We start from the raw sequence: 23431 nt of genomic DNA, 5'->3' as shown, positions 1-23431 counted from the left end.
GCCCTTCCGCAGATTGAGGCCGTGCTGCTCATTCTGCGATGAGCTCGACCCCTTGTGGAAGGGTGCCTTCCTGCCCTGCTTCGATCACGTAAGAGAGAAGCGTCGCCCGGAACGCCTGCGCGGCCCTGATCGGTTCCACGTCCTTGCGGTGCGCCAGCGCGATGGTCCGGCTCAGCCCGGGCGGCGCCAGCGGCGTGCCGGCCAGCCCCGGCCGCCCGTCGAGCACCATCGACGGCACCACGGCCACGCCCAGCCCCGCCTCCACGAACCGCAGCACCGCATCCATCTCGCCGCCCTGGACCGCGAACCGGGGCTCGAACCCGGCCTGCCGGCAGGCCGCCAGCGTCGCGTCGCGCAGGTCATAGCCGGTCCTGAACATCACCAGCGGCCTGCCGCGCAGCTCGTCGATGCGCAGGTACGGCTTGCGCGGCCGCTCGGCGGCGGGCGAGGCCACGACCAGGTTCTCGCGCAGGATCTCCTCCGTCACCAGCGACGGGTCGTCGTGCTGCAGCGGCATGATGATCAGCGACATGTCGAGCTGGCCGCGCGCCAGCGCGCGCACCAGGTCGCGCGAGCCGCCCTCCTCGACCAGCAGGCCGATCCCCGGGTACGAGTGATGGAAGCGGGCCAGGGCGTCGGCCATGAGCCCCGCGCAGAGCGAGGGCGTCGCGCCCAGCCGCACCTGGCCCCGGCGCAGCCCGGCCAGCTCGGCGACCGCCTGCCTGGCGGTGTCGGCGTCGGCCAGCATCCGGCGGGCCAGCGGCAGCAGCGCCTCCCCGGCCGGGGTCAGCGTGACGTTGCCGCGCGCCCGGGAGAACAGCGGCGCGCCCAGCTCGTGCTCCAGCGCCTTGATCTGCTTGCTGAGCGACGGCTGCGCGACCCGCATCCGCTCAGCCGCGTGGGTGAAGTGCCTGGTCTCGGACACGGTGACGAAGTACGCCAACTGCTGGAACTGCATGTGATTTTCCTCGCAACCGGCCAGCCCGGTGAACGTGCTTATGCCGTACAAACCAGACATCATAGCCGCTGGCTATCGAAACCAGGCCCCTCATGACTTGGACGGATCATCGCAGGCTACCTAGCGTCGATGAACGTGACTGCCACGATAGAGCGCGGCGCCGCCACCGCGCCCGTTATCCCCCCCAAGGGTGAAGAGAAGCCCAGAGCCAAGAGGCCTGGCGGATTCCTGACCTCGTCCAACGGCAAGAAAGCCGTCATGGCCGTCACGGGGGCCGTCATGGTGCTCTTCCTCGTCGGCCACATGCTCGGCAACCTCAAGATCTTCGCGGGCCGCGACTCATTCAATGAGTACGCGCTCGCGCTGCGCACCCTGCTGGAGCCGATCGCCCCGTACCGGACCCTGCTCACCCTCGTCGAGATCGTCCTCGTGGTCTCGGTCGTCCTGCACATGTGGGCCGCGATCTCGCTGTCCCGCCGCGCGGCCGCGGCCCGGCCGGTGAAGTACGCGGCCAGGAAGAAGTCGCAGGCCAAGGGGTACGCGACGCACATCATGCGGTTCGGCGGCATCACGATCGCGCTCTTCGTGGTCTGGCACCTGCTCGACCTGACCTTCGGCGTGGTGAACCCGAAGGGCTTCGACTCCTCACCGGCCGACCGGATGATCGCCGGGTTCGACCCGTCCCGGTGGTACGTGACGCTTCTCTACATCGTCGCCGTCGCCATGGTCGGCCTGCACCTGCGGCACGGCATCTGGAGCGCCTTCCAGACGCTCGGCGTGGCCAACCGCGACAGGAACAGGGCGCTGCGCGCGGTCGCGGGGCTCGGCTCCGCCGTCCTGGTCATCGGTTTCCTCGCGCCGCCGCTCGCCATCACGTTCGGAGTGGTCCAGTGAATTTCGTCGAAGGCGCGGAGATCCGCGACACCAAGGCACCGGCCGGTCCCATCGAGGAGCGGTGGGAGAAGCGCAAGTTCGGCGCCCGCCTGGTCAACCCCGCCAACAAGCGCAAGCTCGACGTCATCGTGGTGGGCACCGGCCTGGCCGGCGGTTCCGCCGCCGCGACGCTCGGCGAGCTCGGCTACAACGTCAAGTCGTTCTGCTACCAGGACTCGCCCCGGCGCGCCCACTCCATCGCCGCCCAGGGCGGCATCAACGCCGCCAAGAACTACCGCGGCGACGGCGACTCGATCTACCGCCTGTTCTACGACACGGTGAAGGGCGGCGACTTCCGCGCCCGCGAGTCGAACGTGTACCGCCTGGCCGAGGTCTCGGTGAACATCATCGACCAGGCCGTGGCCCAGGGCGTGCCGTTCGCCCGCGAGTACGGCGGCCTGCTCGACACCCGCTCGTTCGGCGGCGCCCAGGTGTCGCGGACCTTCTACGCCCGCGGCCAGACGGGCCAGCAGCTCCTGCTCGGCGCGTACCAGGCGCTGGAGCGGCAGATCGCGGCCGGGACCGTCGAGATGTTCACCCGGCACGAGATGCTCGACCTGATCGTCTCCGACGGCCGGGCGCGGGGCGTCATCGTGCGCGACATGGTCACCGGCGACATCGAGCGGCACTTCGCCGACGCCGTGGTGCTCGCCACCGGCGGCTACGGCAACGTGTTCTACCTGTCCACGAACGCCAAGGGCTGCAACACCACCGCCATCTGGCGGGCGCACGAGCGCGGCGCGTACTTCGCCAACCCCTGCTACACGCAGATCCACCCGACCTGCATCCCGGTCTCCGGCGACCACCAGTCGAAGCTCACGCTCATGTCGGAGTCGCTGCGCAACGACGGCCGCGTGTGGGTGCCGCTGCGCAAGAACGACTCCCGCGCCCCCGGCGACATCCCGGACGCCGAACGCGACTACTACCTGGAGCGGATCTACCCCGCCTTCGGCAACCTGGTCCCGCGTGACATCGCCTCCCGCGCCGCCAAGAACGTCTGCGACGAGGGCCGCGGCGTCGGACCCGGCGGCCTGGGCGTCTACCTCGACTTCCGCGACGCCATCGGCCGGCTCGGCCGCGACGCCGTGGAGAAGAAGTACGGCAACCTGTTCGAAATGTACGAGCGCATCACGGGCGAGAACCCGTACGAGACGCCGATGCGCATCTACCCGGCCGTCCACTACACGATGGGCGGACTGTGGGTGGACTACGACCTGCAGTCGACGATCCCCGGCCTGTTCGTGATCGGCGAGGCCAACTTCTCCGACCACGGCGCCAACCGGCTCGGCGCGTCCGCGCTGATGCAGGGCCTGGCCGACGGCTACTTCGTGCTGCCCACCACGATCGGCGACTACCTGGCCGACGGGCCGTTCGGTGACGTCGACGAGGAGGCCGTCGCGGCGGCCGAGGTCGCGGTGCGCACGAAGATCGACCGGCTGATGTCGGTGAACGGCACCCGCACCCCCGACTCCTTCCACCGCGAGCTGGGCAAGCTCATGTGGGACTACTGCGGCATGGACCGCACCGAGGAGTCGCTGCGCAAGGCCCTGGAGCGCATCCCTGAGCTGCGCCAGGAGTTCTGGGAGAACGTCAAGGTCACCGGCGTCGCCGAGGAGCTGAACCAGACGCTGGAGAAGGCCGGCCGGGTGGCCGACTTCTTCGACCTGGCCGAGCTCATGTGCCTGGACGCCCTGGTGCGCAGCGAGTCGTGCGGCGGCCACTTCCGGGCCGAGTCGCAGGACTCCGACGGGGAGGCGCTGCGCGACGACGAGAACTTCGCGCACGTCTCGGCGTGGGAGCACTCGCCGGACGGCACGCCGGTGCTGCACAAGGAGCCGCTCGAGTACGAGTACGTCAAGATGAGCCAGCGGAGCTACAAGTGAACCTGACCCTGAAGGTCTGGCGTCAGAGCGGCCCCAAGGACCGCGGACGCATGGTGACTTATCGGGTGGAGGATGTTTCGCCCGACATGTCCTTCCTCGAAATGCTGGATGTGCTGAACGAGCGGCTCATCCTCGAAGGCGACGACCCGATCGCCTTCGACCACGACTGCCGCGAGGGCATCTGCGGCATGTGCGGCATGGTCATCAACGGCGTCGCGCACGGCGAGCAGGTGGCCACCACCACCTGCCAGCTCCACATGCGGCACTTCGAGGACGGCGCCACCATCACCATCGAGCCGTGGCGGGCCGCGCCGTTCCCCGTGATCAAGGACCTGGTCGTCGACCGGAGCTCCTTCGACCGCATCATCCAGGCCGGCGGCTTCGTCTCCGTCCCGGCCGGCTCCGCCCCCGACGCGCACAGCGTGCCCGTCCGCAAGGAGGACGCCGACGCCGCCTTCGACGCCGCCACCTGCATCGGCTGCGGCGCCTGCGTCGCGGCCTGCCCCAACGGGTCGGCGTCCCTCTTCACCGCGGCCAAGATCACCCACCTGAGCCTGCTCCCGCAGGGCCAGCCCGAGCGCCTGTCCCGCGCCAAGGCCATGGTGGACCAGATGGACGCCGAGGGCTTCGGCGGCTGCACCAACACCGGCGAGTGCACGGCCGTCTGCCCGAAGGGCATCCCGCTGGACACGATCGCCCAGATGAACAGCGACTACCTCAAGGCCAACGCCAAGTAGCCCGCTTCTCCGGAAGGGCCGCGCGGTTCCCACCGCGCGGCCCTTTCCTGCTCCTGTTGGGGATAATCCGGTTCGGGACGGTTGAGTAGGCTGGCGGCATGACCGCCATGGCACCGGGCCGCTCCGAGCCTGACCTGTCGTTCCTGCTCGACCACACCAGTCACGTGCTGCGTACGAAGATGGCGGCCGCGCTGGCCGAGATCGGCCTGACCGCGCGCATGCACTGCGTGCTCGTCCACGCCCTGGAAGAGGAGCGCACGCAGATCCAGCTCGCCGAGATCGGCGACATGGACAAGACGACCATGGTGGTCACCGTCGACGCCCTGGAGAAGGCGGGCCTGGCGGAGCGCCGCCCCTCCAGCACCGACCGGCGGGCCCGCATCATCGCGGTCACCCAGAAGGGCGCCGAGGTCGCCCGGCACAGCCAGCGGATCGTGGACGGCGTGCACCGGGAGGCGCTGGACGCCCTGCCGGAGAAGGAGCGGGAGATGCTCCTGTCGGCGATGAAGCGGCTGGCGGAGGGCCATCTCGCCACCCCGGTGGAGGTCGCGCCCGGCGCGCGCAGGGCCAGGCAGTCCCGGAAGTAGTTCTGTAAAGGATCGTCTACAACAAAACTATATGTTAAGGTCTCCCCTGTTTCCCATGAACAGGAGGGGCCATGTCGCCCACCCCGCACCGCCGGCTCGCGTTGATCGTGCTGTCCGCGGCGAGCCTGATGACGATCCTCGACGGCAGCATCGTCACCGTCGCGATGCCGGCCATCCAGCACGACCTGGGCTTCACGCCCGCCGGGCTGAGCTGGACCGTCAACGCCTACTTGATCCCCTTTGGCGGCCTGTTGCTCCTCGCCGGGCGGTTGGGCGACCTGATCGGCCGCAAGACGATGTTCCTGGCCGGCAACACGCTCTTCACCGTCGCGTCACTGCTTGCCGGCCTGGCCACCACGCCCGGCATGCTGGTCGCCGCCCGCTTCCTGCAGGGCGCGAGCAGCGCCATGGCGGCGGCCGTGGTCCTCGGCATCCTGGTCACCCTGTTCACCGAGCCGGGCGAGCGGGCCAAGGCGATCGGCGTGTTCAGCTTCACCGGCGCGGCCGGCGCCTCCATCGGCCAGGTGCTCGGCGGCGTGCTCACCGACGCGCTCTCCTGGCACTGGATCTTCTTCATCAACCTGCCGATCGGGCTGGCCACCGTCGCGCTGGCCGCCCGCGTGCTGCCCGCCGACCGCGGCACGGGGCTCTCGGCGGGCGCCGACGCCCTCGGCGCCGCGCTGGTCACCGGCGGCCTGATGCTGGGCATCTACACCGTCATCAAGATCGAGGAGTACGGCTGGGCGGCGGCCCACACGCTGGGCCTGGGAGCGCTGTCGCTCGCCCTGCTGGCCGGCTTCTTCGTCCGGCAGGCCACGGCCCGCACCCCGCTCATGCCGCTGCGCGTCTTCCGCTCCCGCAACGTCTCCGGCGCGAACCTGACCCAGATGCTGGGCCTGTCGGCGATGTTCGCCTTCCAGATCCTCGTCGCGCTCTACATGCAGAAGGTCCTCGACTACAGCGCGCTGGAGACGGGCCTGGCGATGCTGCCCGCGGCGGTCGCGATCGGCGGGATCTCGCTGTTCCTCTCCGCGCGGCTGAACGAGCGGTTCGGGGCGCGTGCCGTGCTCATCGCCGGCCTGGCGCTGCTGATGGCCGCGATGGGCTGGCTCTCCCGGGTGCCGGTCCAGGCGTCGTACGTCACCGACCTGCTGCCGGCCATGCTGCTGATCGCCGGGGGCGGGCTGGTGCTGCCCGCGCTGGCCACGCTGGGCATGTCGGCCGCCAGGGCCGACGACGCGGGGCTCGCCTCGGGGCTGTTCAACACCACCCAGCAGATCGGCATGGCGCTGGGCGTGGCCGTGCTGTCCACGATGGCCGCGTCCCGCACGGGGGACCTGCTGGCCCGGGGCATGACGGACGCGGCGGCCCTCACCGGCGGCTACCGGCTGGCGTTCGGCATCGCGGCCGCCCTGCTGCTGTCGGCCCTCGTGGTCGCGGTGACCGTGCTCCGCTCGCCCGCACCGGCCACGGAGGACCTCGTGGAGCGCAGGCCGGTCTGACGGCCTCCCCGGGGTGGGGAGGCCGTCGAAGAGCGGCTCAGCTGTGCGGGCAGGTGTCGCGATACTCCTCGATGGCGGTGCCCCGGGGGGCCGGGCAGAGGAAGGGGTCGTAGCGGAGGTCGTCGTCCACGAAGCGCTTCAGCCAGGCGACCATCGACTTGGCCATCGTGGTGTTGGTGGTCTGCGGGAAGAAGTGGCTGGCGCCGTTCAGCTCCAGATACGCCTTCTCCGACGAGGCGGGGATGCTCTCGTAGAACGGCTGGGAGTGGGTGGTGACCGAGGCGACCGAGTCGTTCTCACCGCCGATGATCATCGTGGGGACGCGGACGCCCGACCAGTTCTTGGTCAGGTTCCACGGGGCCAGCGGCACGGCCGCCTGCAGGCTGGGGCGGTCCTCGGCGGCTTCGAGGCTGCCGCCGCCGCCCATCGAGTGGCCCGCCACCGCCAGTCTGGACGGGTCGATGCGGCTGCGCACGGCGGTCGGGCTGTCCTCCACCAGCCAGTCGAGCGCGGCCAGGAGCTGGCGGCCGCGGCTGGCCGGCTGGTCGTAGCGGCTGTTGGTCTCGATGCCGATGACCACGAAGCCGTGCGAGGCGATCCGCGGGCCGAGCCACGACAGGCTCGACCAGGAGGCGGTGTAGCCGGGCGAGATGGCGATCGCGCCGAACGTGCCCTGGCTGGTGTCGTTCGGGTAGTAGACGCGACCGCCGCCGAACCCGGTCACGAGCGAGGACACGGACTGGTCCGAGGTGCTGAACGGGCCGCGGCTCGCCTCCAGGAGGGAGTCCGTCGGGTTCGGGCCGCGCTCGAACGGTCCGGCGGCGCTAGCCGGCTGGGCCAGGGTGAGGGCGCCGCAGGCGAGGGCTGCGGCCACGGCGAGTCTGGCGATCGCGTTGCGGGGATACACGTCGGCAACTCCATCTGTGGGGGGTGCGAACGCCGCCATTGTCAGACCGGGCGGCGCGTCCCCGCATCGCGTGAATCGCCGGTGTCAGAACAGCAGCCGCGCCAGCTCCACCCGGGACCGCACGCCCAGCCTGGCGAACACGTTGCGCAGATGATGGTCGACGGTGCGCGGGCTGAGGAAGAGCTGGGCGGCCACCTCGCGGTTCGTCGCGCCCTCCGCCACCAGCCGGGCGATGCGCAGCTGCTGGGCCGTCAGCACCTGCTCGGGGCCGCCGCCGGGCGCCGGGCGGGCCACGGTCTCGCCGGCCGCGCGCAGCTCGGCGCGGGCCCGCTCGCTCCACAGCCGCGCCCCCAGCCGCTCGAACGTCTCCAGCGCGCCGTGCAGGTGCTCCCGCGCGGCCCCCGGCCGGCGTTCCCTGCGCAGCGCGCCCCCGTACAGGAGCTGGGTGCGCGCCGTCTCGAACCGGCACGCGCCCTGCCGGTGCAGCTCCAGGGCCTCCTGGAAACGCTCGCCCGCCTCGCCGGGCGCGGAGAGCAGTGCCCGGCAGCGCGCGACGAGCGCGCGCCGGTCCGGGCTGCTGGTGCTCCCGGCCCACCGCTCCAGCACCCGCAGCGCCGCCGTGGCGCGCCGGTCGTCGCCTGTACGGGCCGCGGCCTCGATGAAGTGCGGGCTGGCCATGACCCGTACGACGACATGGTCGTTGTCGCGGTGGCCGCGCAGCCGGGCGGCGGAGTCGGCGAGCCTGCCGGCGGCCAGGTCGAGGTGGGCCAGCGCCCAGGTGCCGAGGGCGCCGGCGATGCCCAGGCCGTGCGACTCGGCCAGGTCGAGCGCGCGGTGGGCGCGGTCGCGGCAGGCGTCGGCGTCGCCCTGTACCGCGTCGGCGTGCGCCAGCCAGGCGAGATGCTGGGCGGCGGCGTTGGGCTGGCCGGACGCCTCGGCCAGCCGGAGCCCCTCCGCGGCGTGCGCGGCCACCGACGGGTAGCGGCCCAGCCAGAAGTGCGCCTGCACCACCGACTCCAGCAGTTGCGGCACGAGCGTGACCGCGCCGCGCCGGCGCGCCGTGTCGACCGCGCGCGCCGACAGCTCCAGCGCGGTCGCGTCCTCGCCCAGCAGCAGGCTCGCCACGCACGCCCACACCAGCGGGACGGGGCTGCGCACCGCCGGGGCGAGCCGCACCACCCGCCGCAGCGGCCCCGCCGCCGCGCGATGGTCGCCGCTGAACGTGGCGGCGATCCCCTGCAGATACTCGAACATGAGCTGCGCGTTCGCGCAGTCGTCAGGACGGCGCAGCAGGGCGACCTGCCCGGCGATGGCGTGGAAGGTACGGATGTCGCCGGTCAGATAGCTGGCCTCGGCCGCGTGCAGCAGCGCCTTGACGCCGTCGATCCGGTCGCGCTGCACCAGGCAGGAGGCGGCGGTCAGCAGCTTGTCCCTGGCGCTGTCGGCGTGACCGCTCAGCAGCTCCAGCCTGCCGCGCATGAGCTGGGCCTGGCCCTCCAGAGGGTGCCTCGGCTGCGCGAGCAGCCACCTGGCCCGGGGCACGTCACCGGACACCCAGGCGTGGCGGGCGGCCGCGGCCAGCCACTCCGTCCGGCGCTCCTCGACGCCGGTCAGCTCGGCGGCGTGCTCGTACGCGGCGGACCTGCCCGGGTAACCCCGCGCGGTGGCGGCGGACGCGGCGGCGGCCAGCTCGGCGGCGAGCTGATCGGGCGGCCCGTCCAGGGCGTGCGCGCGGTGCCAGGCGCGGGCGAGCCGGTGCCGGTCGCCGTCGAGGAGCCTGCCCAGCAGGGCGTGCGCCGCGCGCCTGCGGGCCGGCGGCGCCTCCGCGTAGACGACGGCACGCACCGTCTCGTCCGCGAACCCGTACCGCCCGCCCTCCGCCCTGATCAACCCCGCGCGCTCGGCCGGCGCCAGGACGGCGGGCGGCCCGGCGGCCAGGAGTTCACGGTGCAGCCGCGCCTCGGCGCCGGACTCCTGGGCGGGTCGCCGGCGGAGAGTCTCGGCGTTCAGCCCCGGATGGGCGGCGAGCAGGAGGAGCAGGAACCGGGTGGCTTCCGGGAGCCGGGCCAGCCGTTCGGCGTGCGCGCGGTGCAGACGCCCGCCCGGCGGGAGGCCCGTGGGCGGCGCGGCCAGCCCGGCGAGCTGCTCGGGCGTCAGCGATCCGACGAGCTCGCGCCAGGCCAGCGGGTTGCCTCCGGCCAGTCGCGCCAGGCAGGTGCGCAGGTCGTCGGGGAGCGCGCCCGCCGCCAGCTCGTGGGCGAGCGCCCGGCACGCGGCGGGATCCAGGCCTTCCAGCACCCGCACGGGCACGTCCTCCGGCAGCCCGGCCGCGTCCCGCACCGCCAGCAGCAAGGCGATCCGCTCGCCCGCCACCCTCCTGGCCGCGAAGCACAGCGCCTCCCTGCTGACCTCGTCGAGCAGGTGCAGGTCGTCCACGCACACCAGCACCGGCTCGGCCGCCGCCAGCTCGGCCAGGAACTCCAGCACCGCGGCGGGCAACGCCATCCCGTCCCCGGCCGTGCCCCGCCGCAGCGCCCGCGCCAGCACCGGCGACCGGACCAGCCGCGCCACCGGCCGCAGCAGCGCGTGCAGCCCGGACCCGGCCAGCCGCGACTCCTGCGGCACGCCGCGGGCGCGCAGGACGGTGAACCCACCGGCCATGGACGCGGCCCGGCCGAGCACGGCGGTCTTGCCGATGCCCGGCGGTCCCGCCAGCACCAGCGCGCCGCCGTCGCCGGCCAGCGCCGCGTCGAGCAACAGCCGCACGGCGTCCAGCTCGGCGGCTCGGCCATGCAGCCCCTCTGACATGACCAGAGTGTGACTCGCGTTTGTCAACCGGAAAAGGGCCCAGCTGTAAAGTCGGCGAAATCGCCGATGAGGCCGCGTGACTTAATTAGTATGTTACAGAGCGTACAACTGAGGTGGCACACGATGCAGAAGCCCCAGCGGGTACTGGCCCGCGAGATGGAATGGTCGGCGTTGACCAGCTTTCTTGAGCACCCGGATCGCCGGCTGCGGCTGGCCGTGGTGTCCGGCAGGCGGCGGGTGGGGAAGAGCTATCTGCTGCGCGCCCTGGCCGAAACCGCGCATGGTCTCTACGTCACGGCGGTCGTGGAAGAGGGCGTGGTCCTCGCCAGGCGGCGGTTCGCGACGGAGATCGCGCGGTACGCGGGCATCGACCCCAGGCTCATGGCGGACGCCGATTGGGAGACCCTCCTGACCACGGCCATCGAGTTGACAGCGGGCCGGGGCGGGTTGCTGGTGATCGACGAGTTGCCGTACTGGATGGCACACTCTCCTGAACTGCCCGGCCTGCTGCGACTGCTCGATGACCGGTCGCAGGCGGGGGAGGGGCCGGAGGGCGGCCGGGTGATCGTGTGCGGTTCGGCGCTCTCGGTGATGAACGAACTCTTGTCCGGCACCAAGGCGCTCCGCGGTCGCGCCGCCGTCGACCTGCGGCTGCATCCGTTCAACCTGTCCACCATGGCTCGCCACTGGGGCATCGGTGATCCGCACGCGGCCCTGCGGGTGCACTCCGTCTACGGCGGCTCCCCGGGTTACCGCAACCTGGCCAACGTGCCACCGCCGCAGTCTCTTGCGGAGGTGGACGACTGGGTCGCGGCCACGGCTCTAGACTCCAGCCAGGCGCTGTTCTCGGAGAGCGAGAGCGAGTATCTGCTCCGCGAGGACCCCCGCTTCACCGGCAGTTCCCTGCACTACGCGATCATCAACGCGGTAGCCGGTGGAGCGACGAGTCCCAGCAAGATCGGCGGCTTGCTTGAACTGTCGCGCACGTCGCTGACTCGCCCCATCGAGGCGCTGGTCACCGCTGGTTACCTGCGGTACGACAGCGATCCGTTGTGGGAGCGCCGTCCGGTGATCAGCGTGGTCGACCCCATCGTACGGTTCCACAACCTGATCACCGTGCCGCAGCGCGACCTGGTGGAGACCGGGCAGGGAGCGGAGGCCTGGCGCAGGGCGCGACCCGCCTTCGACTCCCGGATCCTCGGCCCGCACTTCGAGGAGTGCGCCAGGGGGTGGCTGCGGGGTCAGACGGCCACCGCGCTGCGTGGCGCCGCAGGTCAGATCACCTCGACCGTGGTCAACGACGGGAAGGGCCGGGCCAGGCACGAGATCGACGTCATCGCGCTGGACAAGCTAGGCGGGCGAGCGGTCGTCGGCCTCGTCGGCGAGGCGAAGGCGACGATCACCAGGAGGGGCATGGCCGACCTCGACCGGCTGGACATGCTCGCGGGGCTGCTCTCACAGCACGGTCACGACACCTCGGCCGCCACGCTCGCGATCTTCTCGCTGACGGGATTCCACCGGGATCTCATCGAGGCGGCCCGGGCCCGGGGCGACGTGCTCCTCGCCGACCTGGAAACGCTCTTCGGGATTCGCGAGCCGGTGGTCACGCCCAGGGAAGGCTGAATGAGCCGGGCCGGGCCGGACGGCTGCCGCGGCCGGTGAGGCCGGAACGGTCAGGCGACCCAGTCGGCGGTGTCGTCGATCCGCTGACGCCACAGTTTCTCGCCCTCGCCGCCCGGCTCCCACCGCGCGGCGAAGTCCAGCAGGTTGCGGCAGCGGTTGAGCATCGCCGCGTGACGCTCCTCCCACGACGGCACCGGCCCCCCGTACGCCTCGAAGAAGTGACGCAGGTGGGGAACGTGCTCCGGATGGTGGGCGCGCACGATCCACTCGCACCACGCCAGATCCTCCACCGGCCGGCCGGGATGCGCCCACTCCCAGTCGAGGATCGCCACCGCCTTGAACGTCTCCGGGTCGAACAGCATGTTCTGCGGCCCGTAGTCGCCGTGCACGAACCCCATCCGGTGCAGCCGGGACAGCGCGCGGCCGCACTCTGCGAGCACCTCGACAGGGTGACCCTCGTCGAGCAGGTCCTGACCGTGGACGCCCGGGATGTAGTGCATGCTCACGCTCGTGTCGGTCACCGCGTGCAGCTTCGGCACCGGCATCCGTCTGCGCAGCCGCCGCAGGAACCGCGCCTCCGTCCGGAGCCGGACGGCGGCGTCGGGCCCCTGGTAGCACTTGACGACGAGAGCGCCGTCTCCGACCGTGCTGTTGGTGTACCCGTGCTCCACGAGAGACGATTGTGGCGTACTCCTGAGGTCGGTGTGAGGGGGCACGCCCAGACTGACCCATCTTGTACGAAACGTCGGGTGATCGACACGCTGCGGGATAAATCAATTGCCGATCAACCAGGGACTTTGCCACTGTTGACTGGCTATGCGCTCCCTTCCTGACGCCGACCCCGGCCTGCCCGACATCCGCAGCCCGTTCCGCTATCTGTGGTGGAACGCGCGGCGGCAGAGCCGCGCCCTCCTGGCCGGCATCGCCTTCGCCACCACCTGGTGGCTGGCGCAGGCGCTGGTGCCGGCCGCGCTCGGCATGGGCATCGACGCGCTCAGGCTGAAGGACACCGGCGCGCTGCTCGCCTGGTCGGGCATTTTGCTCGGGCTGGGGCTGGTGCAGGCGTTCACCGGGATCATGCGGCACCGGTTCGCCGTCTACAACTGGCTGTCGGCCGCCTACCGCACGGTCCAGCTCACCACCCGGCAGGCGGCCAGGCTTGGCGCCACCCTGTCGAAGCGCCTGTCGACCGGCGAGGTGGTCAGCGTCGGCAACTCCGACATCGCGCACATCGGCAGCTCCATGGACATCCTGCTGCGCGGCACCGGGTCCGTCGTGGCGATCGTCGCGGTCACCGTGATCCTCATCTCGACCTCGCCCGTACTCGGGCTCATGGTGCTGATCGGCGTGCCCGTGATGACGGCGGCCGTCGGGCCGCTGCTGCGGCCCCTGCACCGCAGGCAGAAACGGCAGCGCGACCTGACCGGCGACCTGGCCACCAGGTCCGCCGACATCGTCGCCGGGCTGCGGGTGCTTCGCGGCATCGGCGGCGAGCAGGTGTTCGCGGAGCGCTACCGGGAGGAGTCGCAGCGGGCCCGCCACGCGGGCGTCGGCGTCGCCCGGGTGGAGTCGCTGCTCGAAGGCGCCCAGATCGTGCTGCCCGGCCTGCTCATCGCGCTCGTGACCAGCGTCGGCGCGGCCTTCGCCGTCGACGACCGGATCACCGTCGGCCAGCTCGTCACCTTCTACGCGTACGCGGTCTTCCTGGTCGCGCCGATGCGCACGATCACCGAGGCGGCCGACCGGCTCACCAAGGGACACGTCGCCGCCCGCCGGGTGGTGCGGATCCTGTCGATCGAGCCGGAGGTGACCGGCGGCACGGGCAGCACCGCGGGCGGCGTGCTGCGCGACAGCCACAGTGGTGTCACCCTGCAGCCCGGGTCTCTCACCGCGCTCGCCGCGGCCCGGCCGGAGGACGCCATCTCCATCGCCGACCGGCTGGGCCACTACTCCGACGGCGACGTCACGTTCGGCTCCGCCGACCTGGCGTCGCTGCCGGTGGAGGAGGTCCGGGCGCGCATCCTGGTCGCGGACAACGGCGCCCGCCTGTTCACCGGGACACTCCGGGACGAGCTGGACGTGCGCGGCACCGCGACCCCCGAGCTGATCAGCCGGGCCATGCACGCGGCGTGCGCGGAGGACATCGTCGAGGCGCTGCCCGACGGGCTCGACGCGCAGGTGGCTGAGGCGGGGCGGGAGTTCTCCGGCGGCCAGCAGCAGCGGCTCCGGCTCGCCCGGGCGCTGCTGGCGGACCCCGAGGTGCTCATCCTCGTCGAGCCGACCAGCGCCGTCGACGCCCACACCGAGGCGCGCATCGCCGGCCGGCTGGCGGCCGCGCGACGTGGCCGCGCCACGCTGGTCTGCACGACCAGCCCGCTGGTGCTGGGCCGGGTCGATCACGTGATCTACGTCGAGGACGGCCGGGTTCAGGCGGAGGGCACCCACCGCGACCTCCTGACCACCTGCCCGGCATACGCGGCCACGGTCACAAGAGGGGAGACCTGACGAGATCCCGCACCCTTCGGAGTTTCGGACCTCCAAAGGTGATCCTGAAGGGATCAGCGGCGAAGAGGAGAAACGGCCCCCGACCACGGGCTACGCGGACGGCACGGCCCCCGGGAGACGAAGGGTCGCACGTCGGGAGGCTAGGCGTCCGCAGGAGGAGCCCGACGCAGAGCGGAGACAGGGTAGGGCGGCTCCGGGTGAACGGGGGAGCGGTAAGTGCGGAGATAGGACGGGGTGGGCTCCGGGTGAAACGGCCGGAGCGGTGACGGCGGAGGCAGGGCGGGTCGGCCCCGCGTGAACGGCGGGAGCGGTGACTGCGGAGGCGGGACGGGGTGGCTCCGGGTGAACGGGGGAGCGGTGAGTGCGGAGATAGGACGGGGTGGGCTCCGGGTGAAACGGCCGGAGCGGTGGCGGCGGAGGCGAGGCGGGTCGGCTCGCGTGGACAGGGGAGCGGTGAGTGCGGAGATGGGACGGGGCGGCTCCGGGTGAACGGGAGAGCGGCGAAGACGGGGCGGGTCGGCTCGCGTGAGCGGCGGGCGCGGTGACTGCGAAGGCGGGACGAGGTGACTCTGGGTGAACGGCTGGAGGGTGGCTGCGGAGCCGGGACGGGGCGGCTCGGGGTGAGGGCAGGGGCCGGCCTCGGCCTCGGCGGAGGCCGGATGGGGTGGGTTAGGACGAAGGCCGGGCCGGGAGTCTGAGGGATCGGGTGGAGGGGCTGGCCGGGAGTCCGAGGGATCGGGTGGGGGCCGGCAGGGAGTGGGACGAGAAGTGGATGTCGAGCTGAGAGGGGAGGGGTGACGGGGATGGCCCGCGAGATTCTTCCGGTCGCCGATCGGAAGCAGGTGCGCGCCTACGCGCGGCGGTTGACGTTGAAGTATCCGCGGCGGCTCGCCACCGCCCTCGCCCTGCACGCGCTCGCCGCCGTCGCCGGGCTGGTGGTGCCGTGGCAGCTCGGCATGCTGGTCGAGGACGTCGAGCGAGGCGTCGCGGTGAACGTGGTGCTGTTCGCAGCCGGGGTCGCGGGGTTCCTGCTGCTGCAGGGCGTGCTGGTCAGGTATGCGGTGCTGGCCTCGGCCCGGCTGGGCGAGAAGGTGCTGGCGGAGCTGCGCGAGGAGTTCGTCGAAAGGGTGCTGGCCCTGCCGCTGTCGACGGTGGAACGGGCCGGCTCCGGCGACCTGCTCACCCGCACGTCGCGCGACGTCGACTCGCTGTCGAGGACGGTGCGGCACGCGGTGCCGGAAACCCTGATCGCGGTCGTCACGTTCGTCATCACCATGGGCGCGATCGTTCTGGTCAGCCCGCTGCTCATGCTGCCGATGCTGCTGGCCGCGCCGCTGCTGTTCTTCTCCACCCGCTGGTATCTCCGGCGGGCCAGGGACGGCTATCTTCGCGAGAACGCCGCGTACGCGGAGATGACCGAAGGGCTGGCCGAGACCGTCGAGGGCGCCAGGGCCGTGGAGGCGCTCGGCCTGGAGAGGCGGCGGCGTGAGCGGGCCGACCGCGACATCGCCGGTTCGTTCGCCGCCGAACGCTACACGCTCGGGCTGCGCACCGTCTGGTTTCCGTCGGTGGAGCTGGGCTATGTGGTGCCGCTCGTGGCGACGCTGCTCGTCGGCGGGTTCCTCTACAGCGCCGAGTGGGTGACGCTGGCGCAGGTCACCTCCGCCGCGCTCTACGCACAGCAGCTCGTCGACCCCCTCGACCGGTTTCTCATGTGGATCGACGAACTCCAGGTGGGCGGGGCGGCCATGGCACGGCTGCTCGGGGTCGCGAACGTGCCCGACGACCGCGAGCCCTCCGGCGCCCGGCCCGCCGGTGAGCTGCTGAGCGCCGACCAGGTGAGGTACGCCTACCGGGAAGGGCGGGACGTGCTGCACGACGTGTCGCTGACCGTGCGGCCCGGCGAGCGGCTGGCCATGGTGGGGCCGTCGGGCGCGGGGAAGTCGACGCTCGGCAGGCTGCTGGCCGGCATCCACGGCCCCGGCGCCGGGACCGTCTCGGTCGGCGGCGTGCCCTTGGTGGACCTGCCGCTGGACGAGCTGCGCGGGCACGTCGCCTTGGTCACCCAGGAGCACCACGTGTTCAAGGGCACGCTGCGGGACAACCTCGTGATCGCCAGGCCCGGCGCCGACGAGGAGTCGGTGCGTGAGGCGCTCGCGGCCGTGGACGCCCTGGACTGGGTGCTCGGCCTGCCGGACGGGCTGGACACGGAGGTCGGCTCCGGCGGTCTGGCGATCTCGCCCGCGCACTCGCAGCAGCTCGCGCTGGCCAGGCTCGTGCTCGCCGACCCGCACACGCTGGTGCTGGACGAGGCCACGTCGCTGATCGACCCGCGGGCCGCCAGGAACCTGGAGCGCTCGCTGGCGGCGGTGCTGGACGGGCGCACGGTCATCGCCATCGCCCACCGGCTCTACACGGCTCATGACGCGGACCGGGTGGCGGTGGTGGAGGACGGACGGATCATCGAACTGGGCTCCCATGACGAGCTGGTGGCGGAAGGCGGCTCCTACGCCGCTCTCTGGCAAAGCTGGCACGGCACCTCGGACCGCGCTCCGGTCTGAGCCGGTGCTGAGGTCCGAGGTGGTGCTTCGGTCGAGGGTGTTCAGTTCATCTCGTTTTGTCCGGCATGAACGAAGAACCCTTCGGAGAACCCCCTCGGACTGAGCGTGCCTGACGGTCCGCTCAGCCCGCCTTGGCCATGGAGAACTGCTTGTTGACCGCCGGAAGGTCAGCCGAGCAGGCCGAGATACTGGGCCAGCCGTCCCTGTATCTGCGTCAGCACGTCCTCGTCCAAAGTGCCGGTCCGATCTTCCGGCACGGACTTCATGAGAGGCTGCACCGCGGGAACCCGGATCCAGCACTTCTTGATCACGCCGCCCTGGCCCCTGGCAAGCTGCACGTCGAATCGGGTCCGCCGCGAAGTCGAGCTCGAAACAGGACAGACGAGGACGAACGGCCAGTCGGGGTCGCCGTTGGACTGCCCGCCGGTGACCACGACCACGGGACGGCGTTCGTCGTGCACAACCCGCTCTTCCTCAGGGATGAGACGGAGAGTCTTATCGCTGACGAGGTAGACGCCTCCGGCCACGTAGGGAGCCGGCACTATTCCTTCAGTAGGTGCCGGGTCGCCTCCGCGCGGGGTTCGGCGAGATCCTGGCTCTCTTCGAGGAGGTCCTCGACGCCGCCGGGTTCGTCGCCGGGGAGGGGATGGTCCTTGGCCCACTGGCGCAGGCGAGCCAGGCCCGATCCCAGATCGGGTAGTGGCGGTCCGCCGGCCAGATCGAGGCGCGCTTCGCGTCTGTGCTGCTGGACGGCCTCCTGCATGGGAGGCGTCTGGTAGGTGAGGTCGCGGAGTTGACCTGCGGACCATCGCCCGTAGTCGGACAGCACGCCGTCGACCATCCGGGCGAACTCCGCGTCGATGGCCAGCTGCGGTGCGTCCACCAGGTGAACGACGCTCTCACGGTTGCCGCCGAACGGGTCGGCGCTCTCTTCCACCAGGATGACGCCCGCCTCGCGCAGATCGCGCTCCACTTCGCCGAGACGAAGACTGTGGGGGCCGTGGTGACGCCAGCGCCACTCCACACCAGAGCCCGGAGGGAGGCCACGCTCGACGGCACGGAGGTCGGCCAGGTAGAGAAGCTTGGCCAGCTTGGTGCGGTTGACGCGCATGCCGTTGGTCCGTGCGGTCGCCAGGAGATAGGCGATGGCCGCCGCGGGGCCGCGGAGAGGCGAAGGAACCGACACGATTCCCAGTGTAGGCACTGGCCACGTCACAGTCCGTGCCTCCTCGTTCGGCCTGCTATTGAAATCTTGTTCGATTATGAGCATGCCGGATCCTGTGGATAGAAGTCGGCCGTTGGTCAGAGTCAAGGCCCCAGGTCTCGATCCGCCGTCTGGCGGTGAGCCGCGGTTGACGGCTGCGCCCATGGGCCCGCCGTCAGCACTTCGCCGGGGTAGGGGGCAGGGTCTTGTCGGTGAGGTAGCGGTCGATGTGGGTGCGGGCGCAGGGGTTGGAGGTGTAGAGGGTGTGGCCGGGGCCGTCGTGGGTGATGGTGACGCTGCCCGGGACCGTGCTCATGGCTCGGGTGACCGCGTCGGACTCGCCCCAGGCGCCGGCGCCCAGGAGGGGTGGGAGGGTCTTGGGCAGTGGGGCGGGCGGGTTGGTGACGGGGACGGGCCAGCCGACGCAGGCCAGGCCCGCGGTGGCCATGGTGTTGGCGGCGCCCGCGTTGGGGGCGGCCTTGCGCAGGCGGGCGGTCATGGCGTCGAGGGCGGACCGGCTCGTGGGGCGCGGCCAGTCGGTGCACTCTGTGACCCCGGTGGCCTGGTCGGGGTAGCGGGCGCCGCGGGCGGGGAGGAAGGCCGAGGCGTCGCCGCCGTGGGCCTTGCGGATCGCCGCGGCCAGGCCCGGCCAGGCGGCGCGGCCCTGGCGAGCCGAGGAGACGGCGAACGAGCGCAGATCGCGGCCCGTGTAGGCGACGCCGTCGGCGGCGCGGACCGGCTCGCGGTCGGCCCCGGCGACCAATGAGCGCCACTTGCGGGGGACGTCGCGGCAGCCGCCGGTGGCGCACCAGTCGAAGAAACGGGTCAGCGACCGCTCGTTGCTCCTGGCCATCGCCTCCACCTCCTTGCCCCAGTCGGCCGGGCTGTGGTTCCACGTGCCGTCGAGGACCATGGTGCGGACCTGGCCGGGGAAGAGGCGGGCGTAGGCCTGGCCGTAGAAGCCGGCGTAGGAGGCGCCGTAGTAGTTGAGCCCGCCGTCGCCGAGCGCCTTCCTGATCGCCTCCATGTCACGGGCGTGGTCGGCGGAGCTCATGTTGGCGAACAGCTCGGGGTCCTTGTGGCGGCACGCCTCGGCGAGACCGCGGTTGGTGTCGGACAGGCGCCCCCACTCGGCGTCGTCGCGCGGCGCGGCAGGGATGGGGACGCGGGTCCAGACGCACGGCAGGCCCGTGCTCCGGCCGCGGAACTGCTCGCCGTAACCGCGGGTGTCCCACACCACGACGTGCATCCGCTTGCGCAGCCCGGCCCAGGTGTCGACGATCGGCTCGGTGTAGGCGATGCCGGGGGCGCCGGGGCCGCCGTAGGCGACGAGCGCGGAGCCCTCGGCCCGGCCGGTGGCCTTGAGCCGGCCGAGCTTGAGCGTGATCCGCCGCCCCTCGGGCTTGGACCAGTCGACCGGCACCCGCAGGTCGGCGCACTCCATGCCGATCTTGTCGCCGGGGCACGGGGCCCAGTCGAGTGGGGCCGTCTCCTGTGCGGGCGCGCCGCCCGAGACCACCAGTGTCAGGGCCATCGCGATTGACTTCAGCATGCCGATCACGATGGCCGAACGCCTCGCCCTGCCACATCGGACCACGGTCTGGTTCTAGGAGGGCCGAATCAGACCGTGGTCTGTCATCCCGCTACAGGTGCAGCGACTTCTTCAGGAAGTCGACCTGGAGCAGCAGCAGGTTCTCCGCCACGATCTCCTGCGGCGTCATGTGGGTGACGCCGGACAAGGGCAGCACGGTGTGCGGCCGGCCCGCCGCCAGCAGCGCCGACGACAGGCGCAGCGTGTGGGCCGCCACCACGTTGTCGTCGGCCAGCCCGTGGATGAGCAGCAGCGGCCGCTCCAGCTTGGCCGCGTCGCCGAACAGCGACGACGTGTCGTACACCTCAGGCTGCTCGTCGGGATGCCCGAGGTAGCGCTCGGTGTAGCAGGTGTCGTACAGCCGCCAGTCGGTCACCGGCGCCCCCGCCACCGCCGCGTGGAACACGTCGGGCCTGCGCAGCACCGCGAGCGCCGCCAGGAAGCCGCCGAACGACCATCCGCGGATCGCCACCTTCTCCAGGTCGAGGTCGTCGGGGTACTGCTCGGCGACCCCATGAAGAGCGTCGACCTGGTCCTCCAGCGCGGGCGTGGCCAGGTCGCCGAGCACCTCCCGCTCGAACGCGGGCCCGCGCCCCGGGGTGCCCCGCCCGTCGACCACGACCACGGCGAACCCCTGCTCGGCGAACCACTGGCTCTCCAGGTAGCCGCCGCGCCTGTTGAGCACCCGCTGGGCGTGCGGGCCCCCGTACGGATCCATGAGGACCGGCAGCCGCCGCGAGCCCGGCTCGTGCCAGGAGGGCAGCACCACGGCGGTCGCCAGCTCGCGACGGCCGGAACGGCCGAGTGAGACGCGCAGGTCGAGACCGGGACGCTCGGCGTAGGAGGGGATCGGGACGGCCACGCCGTCGCGGCGCACGACGGTGGTGGAGACGCCCTCGGTGTCGAGGTTCTGCTCGGTGAGCACGCCGACGCCGCCCGCCATCCGGCCGGTGAACACGCCCGACCGGGTGGAGACCGGCAGCAGCGAGTGGCCGTCCCAGGTCCACAGCTGGATCTCGGTCGGGTCGCCGCTGGCGCTGAACAGCACGCTGTCGTGGTCGACGTCGAGCACCGCGCGCACCTGCAGGGTGGGCGGGGTGACGGGGCGGTCGCCGACGAACAGCCGGTGGCCCCCGTCGGCGGCGGCCACCCAGACCAGCGAGCCGTCGTCGAGGTGGGCGGGCACGCCGGAGACGACGTCGACCCAGGCCGGGTCGGTGTCCTCGCGCACGAGGGTGGACTTCCCGGTCTCCGGGTCGACCGAGAGCAGGCGCATCGTCTTCTGGTCGCGGGAGAGCGTCACGATCGACAGCGCGTGGGAGTCCCACGCCGCCGTCGCGAGATATTCGTGCTCGTACGGGACCGCGACCCTGGACCCGTCGAGCCCCAGCACGAACAGCTCGGTCACGGCGTTGGGCGTGCCGGCGGCGGGATAGCGCTGGACGGCCGGGGGCCGGCCGGGGTTGGCCGGGTCGGCGATGTGCCAGGTGTGGACCGGCGCCTCGTCGGCCCGCTCCACCAGGAGGGCGTCGCCGGAAGGCGACCACCAGTGGCCGCGCATGCGGCTCATCTCCTCGGCGGCGATGAACTCCGCCAGACCGTACGTGACGGTCTCCGACTCGGGGGTGGCGAGCACGCGGTCGTCGCCGGTGGACAGGTCGTGGACGTGCAGGGCGCCGCCGGTGACGTAGGCGACCCGGCGGCCGTCGGGGGAGAGCCGGGGGTCGATGACCGCGCCCGCCGTCTCCAGCCGCCGGGTGCGCGCGGCGGCCAGGTCGGTCACGTAGAGGCCGCCGGACAGCGCGAACGCCGCCGTGGTGGCCTCCGCGTCGGTCGAGTAGGACACCACGCCGCCGGCCTGCTCGCGGCTGCGCTCGCGCCGGGCGCGCTCCTCCGGCGGCAGGTCCTCGTCGCCGGAGTCGAGCGAGCGCGGATCGACGACCAGCCGCTCCACGTGGGTCTCGGTGTCGAGCTCCCACAGACACGTCACGGGGTCGGTGCCCGACTTGGTGCGCAGGAACAGCACCCGCGCGCCGTCAGGGGAGATGGTGAAGCCCCTGGGCACTCCCAGGGTGAAGCGGCGGGTCCTGGCCGACAGGCGCGGGAAGCTCTCACTCATGGGCCCAATCCTGCCAGTTGTTACGCTCGGAGCATGATTGACCGACGGCTGCTGCTCGTGCACGCCCATCCCGACGACGAGTCGATCGGGACCGGCGCCACGATGGCCCGCTACGTCGCCGAGGGCGCCCACGTCACGCTCGTCACCTGCACGCTGGGCGAGGAGGGGGAGATCATCCCCGTGGAGCTCTCGCACCTGGCGTCCGAGGAGGACGACGTGCTCGGCGACCACCGGATCGGTGAGCTGGCCGCCGCCTGCGAGGCGCTCGGCGTCGAGGACCACCGCTTCCTGGGCGGCCCAGGGCGCTGGCGCGACTCCGGGATGATGGGGGTCGCCACCAACGACAGGCCCGACGCGTTCTGGCGGGCCGACCTCGACGAGGCGGCGGGTGAGCTGGTCGCGGTCATCCGCGAGGTGCGGCCCCAGGTGCTCGTCACGTACGACGAGAACGGGCATTACGGTCACCCGGACCACATCCAGGCCCACCGCGTCTCCAGGCGGGCGTTCGAGCTGGCGGCCGACCCGGGCTTCGGCGAGGGCGAGCCGTGGCAGATCGCGAAGTTCTACCACACGGCCACGCCGAGGTCGGTGCTGGCGCGGTCCAACGAGGCGCTGCTGGAGGCGGGCGCCCCGTTCACCGTCGCGAGCGTGGACGACATGCCGTTCGGCGACCCCGACGGGGTCGTCACCACGGAGATCGACGCCCGGCCCTGGCTCGGCCACAAGGCGGCGGCCATGCGCGCGCACCACACGCAGATCACGGTGTCCGAGCCGTGGTTCGCGCTGTCCAACCACGTCGGTCAGGAGATCCGGGGAGTCGAGCACTTCGTGCTGGCCATCGGGGAGCGCGGGCCCGCCGTGCCCGGTCCTCCGGTCGAGGCAGGAGGGCTCGGCGAGCCGTACGAGCGGGAGAACGATCTGTTCGCCGGCATCCACTAACCTCGACCGACATGGAGCAACGCAGCCAGGTCGAGTCGGCGCTGGGGGGAGCCGCCTACGGCATGCTCTTCGTGCTGGGCGTCGTCATGGGCGTGGTGGGCGGATTCACCCACAGCGCGTGGCCGGGCCTCCCGGTCGTCTCCGCGGTGCTCTGGCTGGTGCTGATCTTCGGTGTCTCCCTGGGGGCGGGCAGGCTGATGGGCGGGCGCGCGGCCGCCGCCGTCACGTCGGCCGGGTGGGTGCTGGTGTCGTCGGCGTTCTCGCTCAGACTGGGCGCGGGGGATCTGGTGATCGCCGGGGACGCGTCGGGGCACGTGTACCTCTACGGCGGGATGATGGCCGCGGTCGCGGCATTTCTGATGTTGCCCTCGTCGGGGGGATCGTGGCTGTTGCGCGGATATCCGGAAGGGGGCTCGGCTCCGCCGGGTAAAGTGCAGCAGGGCCGATGAAAGCGCTGCTTAATAGCGCGACAGGCATGTGAATGATCTGTCGCCGCGCGCGATATGAAATTCACTGGATATAGCAATATGATTCTCCCGGCCCGGCGGCTGAAGGGAGGCCGCCGGGCCGGGGA

At 71.9% G+C, this 23431-nt stretch carries 18 protein-coding genes; 10 read left to right on the top strand and 8 right to left on the bottom strand.

Annotated features, from left to right (window positions below):
* Nucleotides 1-28 precede the first annotated feature (28 nt).
* Nucleotides 29-958 carry a LysR substrate-binding domain-containing protein gene (locus AB0K05_RS23350; RefSeq protein WP_148034272.1) on the bottom strand — a complete coding sequence of 310 codons (930 nt, stop codon included), beginning with the start codon at nt 956-958 and terminating at the stop codon, nt 29-31.
* 129 nt (nt 959-1087) lie between these two features.
* On the opposite strand from AB0K05_RS23350, the gene AB0K05_RS23345 reads away from it, so the two are divergent.
* From AB0K05_RS23345 to AB0K05_RS23325, 5 genes are all read left to right on the top strand, one after another.
* Nucleotides 1088-1852 (top strand): succinate dehydrogenase cytochrome b subunit, encoded by a 765-nt coding sequence (locus AB0K05_RS23345; RefSeq protein WP_364231584.1) that lies wholly within the window; start codon nt 1088-1090, stop codon nt 1850-1852.
* Nucleotides 1849-3774, top strand: a complete 1926-nt coding sequence (locus tag AB0K05_RS23340; protein WP_364231581.1) for a fumarate reductase/succinate dehydrogenase flavoprotein subunit — start codon at nt 1849-1851, stop codon at nt 3772-3774. Before AB0K05_RS23345 ends, AB0K05_RS23340 begins: the two co-directional genes overlap by 4 nt.
* The gene (locus AB0K05_RS23335; protein ID WP_148029219.1) at nt 3771-4511 is read left to right on the top strand and encodes a succinate dehydrogenase/fumarate reductase iron-sulfur subunit; all 741 of its coding nucleotides are present in this window, start codon (nt 3771-3773) and stop codon (nt 4509-4511) included. Before AB0K05_RS23340 ends, AB0K05_RS23335 begins: the two co-directional genes overlap by 4 nt.
* 98 nt (nt 4512-4609) lie before the next feature.
* A complete protein-coding gene (locus AB0K05_RS23330) occupies nt 4610-5098 on the top strand; it encodes a MarR family winged helix-turn-helix transcriptional regulator (protein WP_364231578.1) in 489 nt (162 codons plus the stop codon).
* Nucleotides 5099-5169: 71 nt separating this feature from the next.
* Entirely contained in the window at nt 5170-6600 is a 1431-nt protein-coding gene (locus AB0K05_RS23325; protein ID WP_364231575.1) for an MFS transporter, read from the top strand.
* 37 nt (nt 6601-6637) lie between these two features.
* Here AB0K05_RS23325 and AB0K05_RS23320 read toward each other — a convergent pair whose 3' ends face one another.
* Complete coding sequence (locus AB0K05_RS23320; RefSeq protein ID WP_364231572.1) at nt 6638-7507, bottom strand: alpha/beta hydrolase; 870 nt, start codon at nt 7505-7507, stop codon at nt 6638-6640.
* An 84-nt stretch (nt 7508-7591) separates the two neighbouring features.
* A complete protein-coding gene (locus AB0K05_RS23315) occupies nt 7592-10315 on the bottom strand; it encodes a LuxR C-terminal-related transcriptional regulator (RefSeq protein WP_364231569.1) in 2724 nt (907 codons plus the stop codon).
* Between the two features lie 123 nt (nt 10316-10438).
* On the opposite strand from AB0K05_RS23315, the gene AB0K05_RS23310 reads away from it, so the two are divergent.
* Entirely contained in the window at nt 10439-11938 is a 1500-nt protein-coding gene (locus AB0K05_RS23310; RefSeq protein ID WP_364231566.1) for an ATP-binding protein, read from the top strand.
* Nucleotides 11939-11988: 50 nt separating this feature from the next.
* On the opposite strand, the gene AB0K05_RS23305 is transcribed toward AB0K05_RS23310, so the two are convergent.
* Nucleotides 11989-12609, bottom strand: coding sequence for a phosphotransferase (locus tag AB0K05_RS23305; protein ID WP_148029224.1), 621 nt, complete (start codon nt 12607-12609; stop codon nt 11989-11991).
* Between the two features lie 145 nt (nt 12610-12754).
* On the opposite strand from AB0K05_RS23305, the gene AB0K05_RS23300 reads away from it, so the two are divergent.
* Nucleotides 12755-14443 carry an ABC transporter ATP-binding protein gene (locus AB0K05_RS23300; protein WP_364231563.1) on the top strand — a complete coding sequence of 563 codons (1689 nt, stop codon included), beginning with the start codon at nt 12755-12757 and terminating at the stop codon, nt 14441-14443.
* 803 nt (nt 14444-15246) lie between these two features.
* Nucleotides 15247-17004, top strand: a complete 1758-nt coding sequence (locus AB0K05_RS23295) for an ABC transporter ATP-binding protein (RefSeq protein ID WP_364231560.1) — start codon at nt 15247-15249, stop codon at nt 17002-17004.
* A gap of 167 nt (nt 17005-17171) precedes the next feature.
* Here AB0K05_RS23295 and AB0K05_RS23290 read toward each other — a convergent pair whose 3' ends face one another.
* From AB0K05_RS23290 to AB0K05_RS23275, 4 genes are all read right to left on the bottom strand, one after another.
* Nucleotides 17172-17465, bottom strand: a complete 294-nt coding sequence (locus AB0K05_RS23290; RefSeq protein ID WP_364231557.1) for a type II toxin-antitoxin system PemK/MazF family toxin — start codon at nt 17463-17465, stop codon at nt 17172-17174.
* A gap of 80 nt (nt 17466-17545) precedes the next feature.
* On the bottom strand, nt 17546-18190 hold the full coding sequence (locus AB0K05_RS23285; RefSeq protein WP_364231554.1) for a hypothetical protein: 645 nt from the start codon (nt 18188-18190) through the stop codon (nt 17546-17548).
* Nucleotides 18191-18383: 193 nt separating this feature from the next.
* Nucleotides 18384-19760, bottom strand: coding sequence for an alpha/beta fold hydrolase (locus AB0K05_RS23280; RefSeq protein WP_364231551.1), 1377 nt, complete (start codon nt 19758-19760; stop codon nt 18384-18386).
* Between the two features lie 91 nt (nt 19761-19851).
* Complete coding sequence (locus tag AB0K05_RS23275; RefSeq protein ID WP_364231548.1) at nt 19852-21918, bottom strand: prolyl oligopeptidase family serine peptidase; 2067 nt, start codon at nt 21916-21918, stop codon at nt 19852-19854.
* Nucleotides 21919-21951: 33 nt separating this feature from the next.
* Here AB0K05_RS23275 and mshB point away from each other — a divergent pair, with 33 nt between their 5' ends.
* Complete coding sequence (gene mshB / locus AB0K05_RS23270; RefSeq protein WP_364231544.1) at nt 21952-22857, top strand: N-acetyl-1-D-myo-inositol-2-amino-2-deoxy-alpha-D-glucopyranoside deacetylase; 906 nt, start codon at nt 21952-21954, stop codon at nt 22855-22857.
* A gap of 11 nt (nt 22858-22868) precedes the next feature.
* Nucleotides 22869-23306 (top strand): DUF6113 family protein, encoded by a 438-nt coding sequence (locus AB0K05_RS23265; protein ID WP_364231541.1) that lies wholly within the window; start codon nt 22869-22871, stop codon nt 23304-23306.
* The last annotated feature ends 125 nt before the right edge of the window (nt 23307-23431 follow it).

This window comes from Nonomuraea sp. NPDC049486 (genome assembly GCF_040676925.1).
GTDB lineage: Bacteria > Actinomycetota > Actinomycetes > Streptosporangiales > Streptosporangiaceae > Nonomuraea > Nonomuraea ferruginea.
Note: the sequence above shows the minus strand (reverse complement) of the source record. Positions and strands in the feature narration are given on the sequence as shown.

Coding starts and splice junctions, on each gene's coding strand:
- AB0K05_RS23330 (WP_364231578.1), top strand. CDS start 4,610: ATGACCGCCATGGCACCGGGCCGCTCCGAGCCTGACCTGTCGTTCCTG.
- AB0K05_RS23275 (WP_364231548.1), bottom strand. CDS start 21,918: ATGAGTGAGAGCTTCCCGCGCCTGTCGGCCAGGACCCGCCGCTTCACC.
- AB0K05_RS23345 (WP_364231584.1), top strand. CDS start 1,088: ATGAACGTGACTGCCACGATAGAGCGCGGCGCCGCCACCGCGCCCGTT.
- AB0K05_RS23350 (WP_148034272.1), bottom strand. CDS start 958: ATGCAGTTCCAGCAGTTGGCGTACTTCGTCACCGTGTCCGAGACCAGG.
- mshB (WP_364231544.1), top strand. CDS start 21,952: ATGATTGACCGACGGCTGCTGCTCGTGCACGCCCATCCCGACGACGAG.
- AB0K05_RS23325 (WP_364231575.1), top strand. CDS start 5,170: ATGTCGCCCACCCCGCACCGCCGGCTCGCGTTGATCGTGCTGTCCGCG.
- AB0K05_RS23300 (WP_364231563.1), top strand. CDS start 12,755: ATGCGCTCCCTTCCTGACGCCGACCCCGGCCTGCCCGACATCCGCAGC.
- AB0K05_RS23295 (WP_364231560.1), top strand. CDS start 15,247: ATGGCCCGCGAGATTCTTCCGGTCGCCGATCGGAAGCAGGTGCGCGCC.
- AB0K05_RS23280 (WP_364231551.1), bottom strand. CDS start 19,760: ATGCTGAAGTCAATCGCGATGGCCCTGACACTGGTGGTCTCGGGCGGC.
- AB0K05_RS23310 (WP_364231566.1), top strand. CDS start 10,439: ATGCAGAAGCCCCAGCGGGTACTGGCCCGCGAGATGGAATGGTCGGCG.
- AB0K05_RS23265 (WP_364231541.1), top strand. CDS start 22,869: ATGGAGCAACGCAGCCAGGTCGAGTCGGCGCTGGGGGGAGCCGCCTAC.
- AB0K05_RS23315 (WP_364231569.1), bottom strand. CDS start 10,315: ATGTCAGAGGGGCTGCATGGCCGAGCCGCCGAGCTGGACGCCGTGCGG.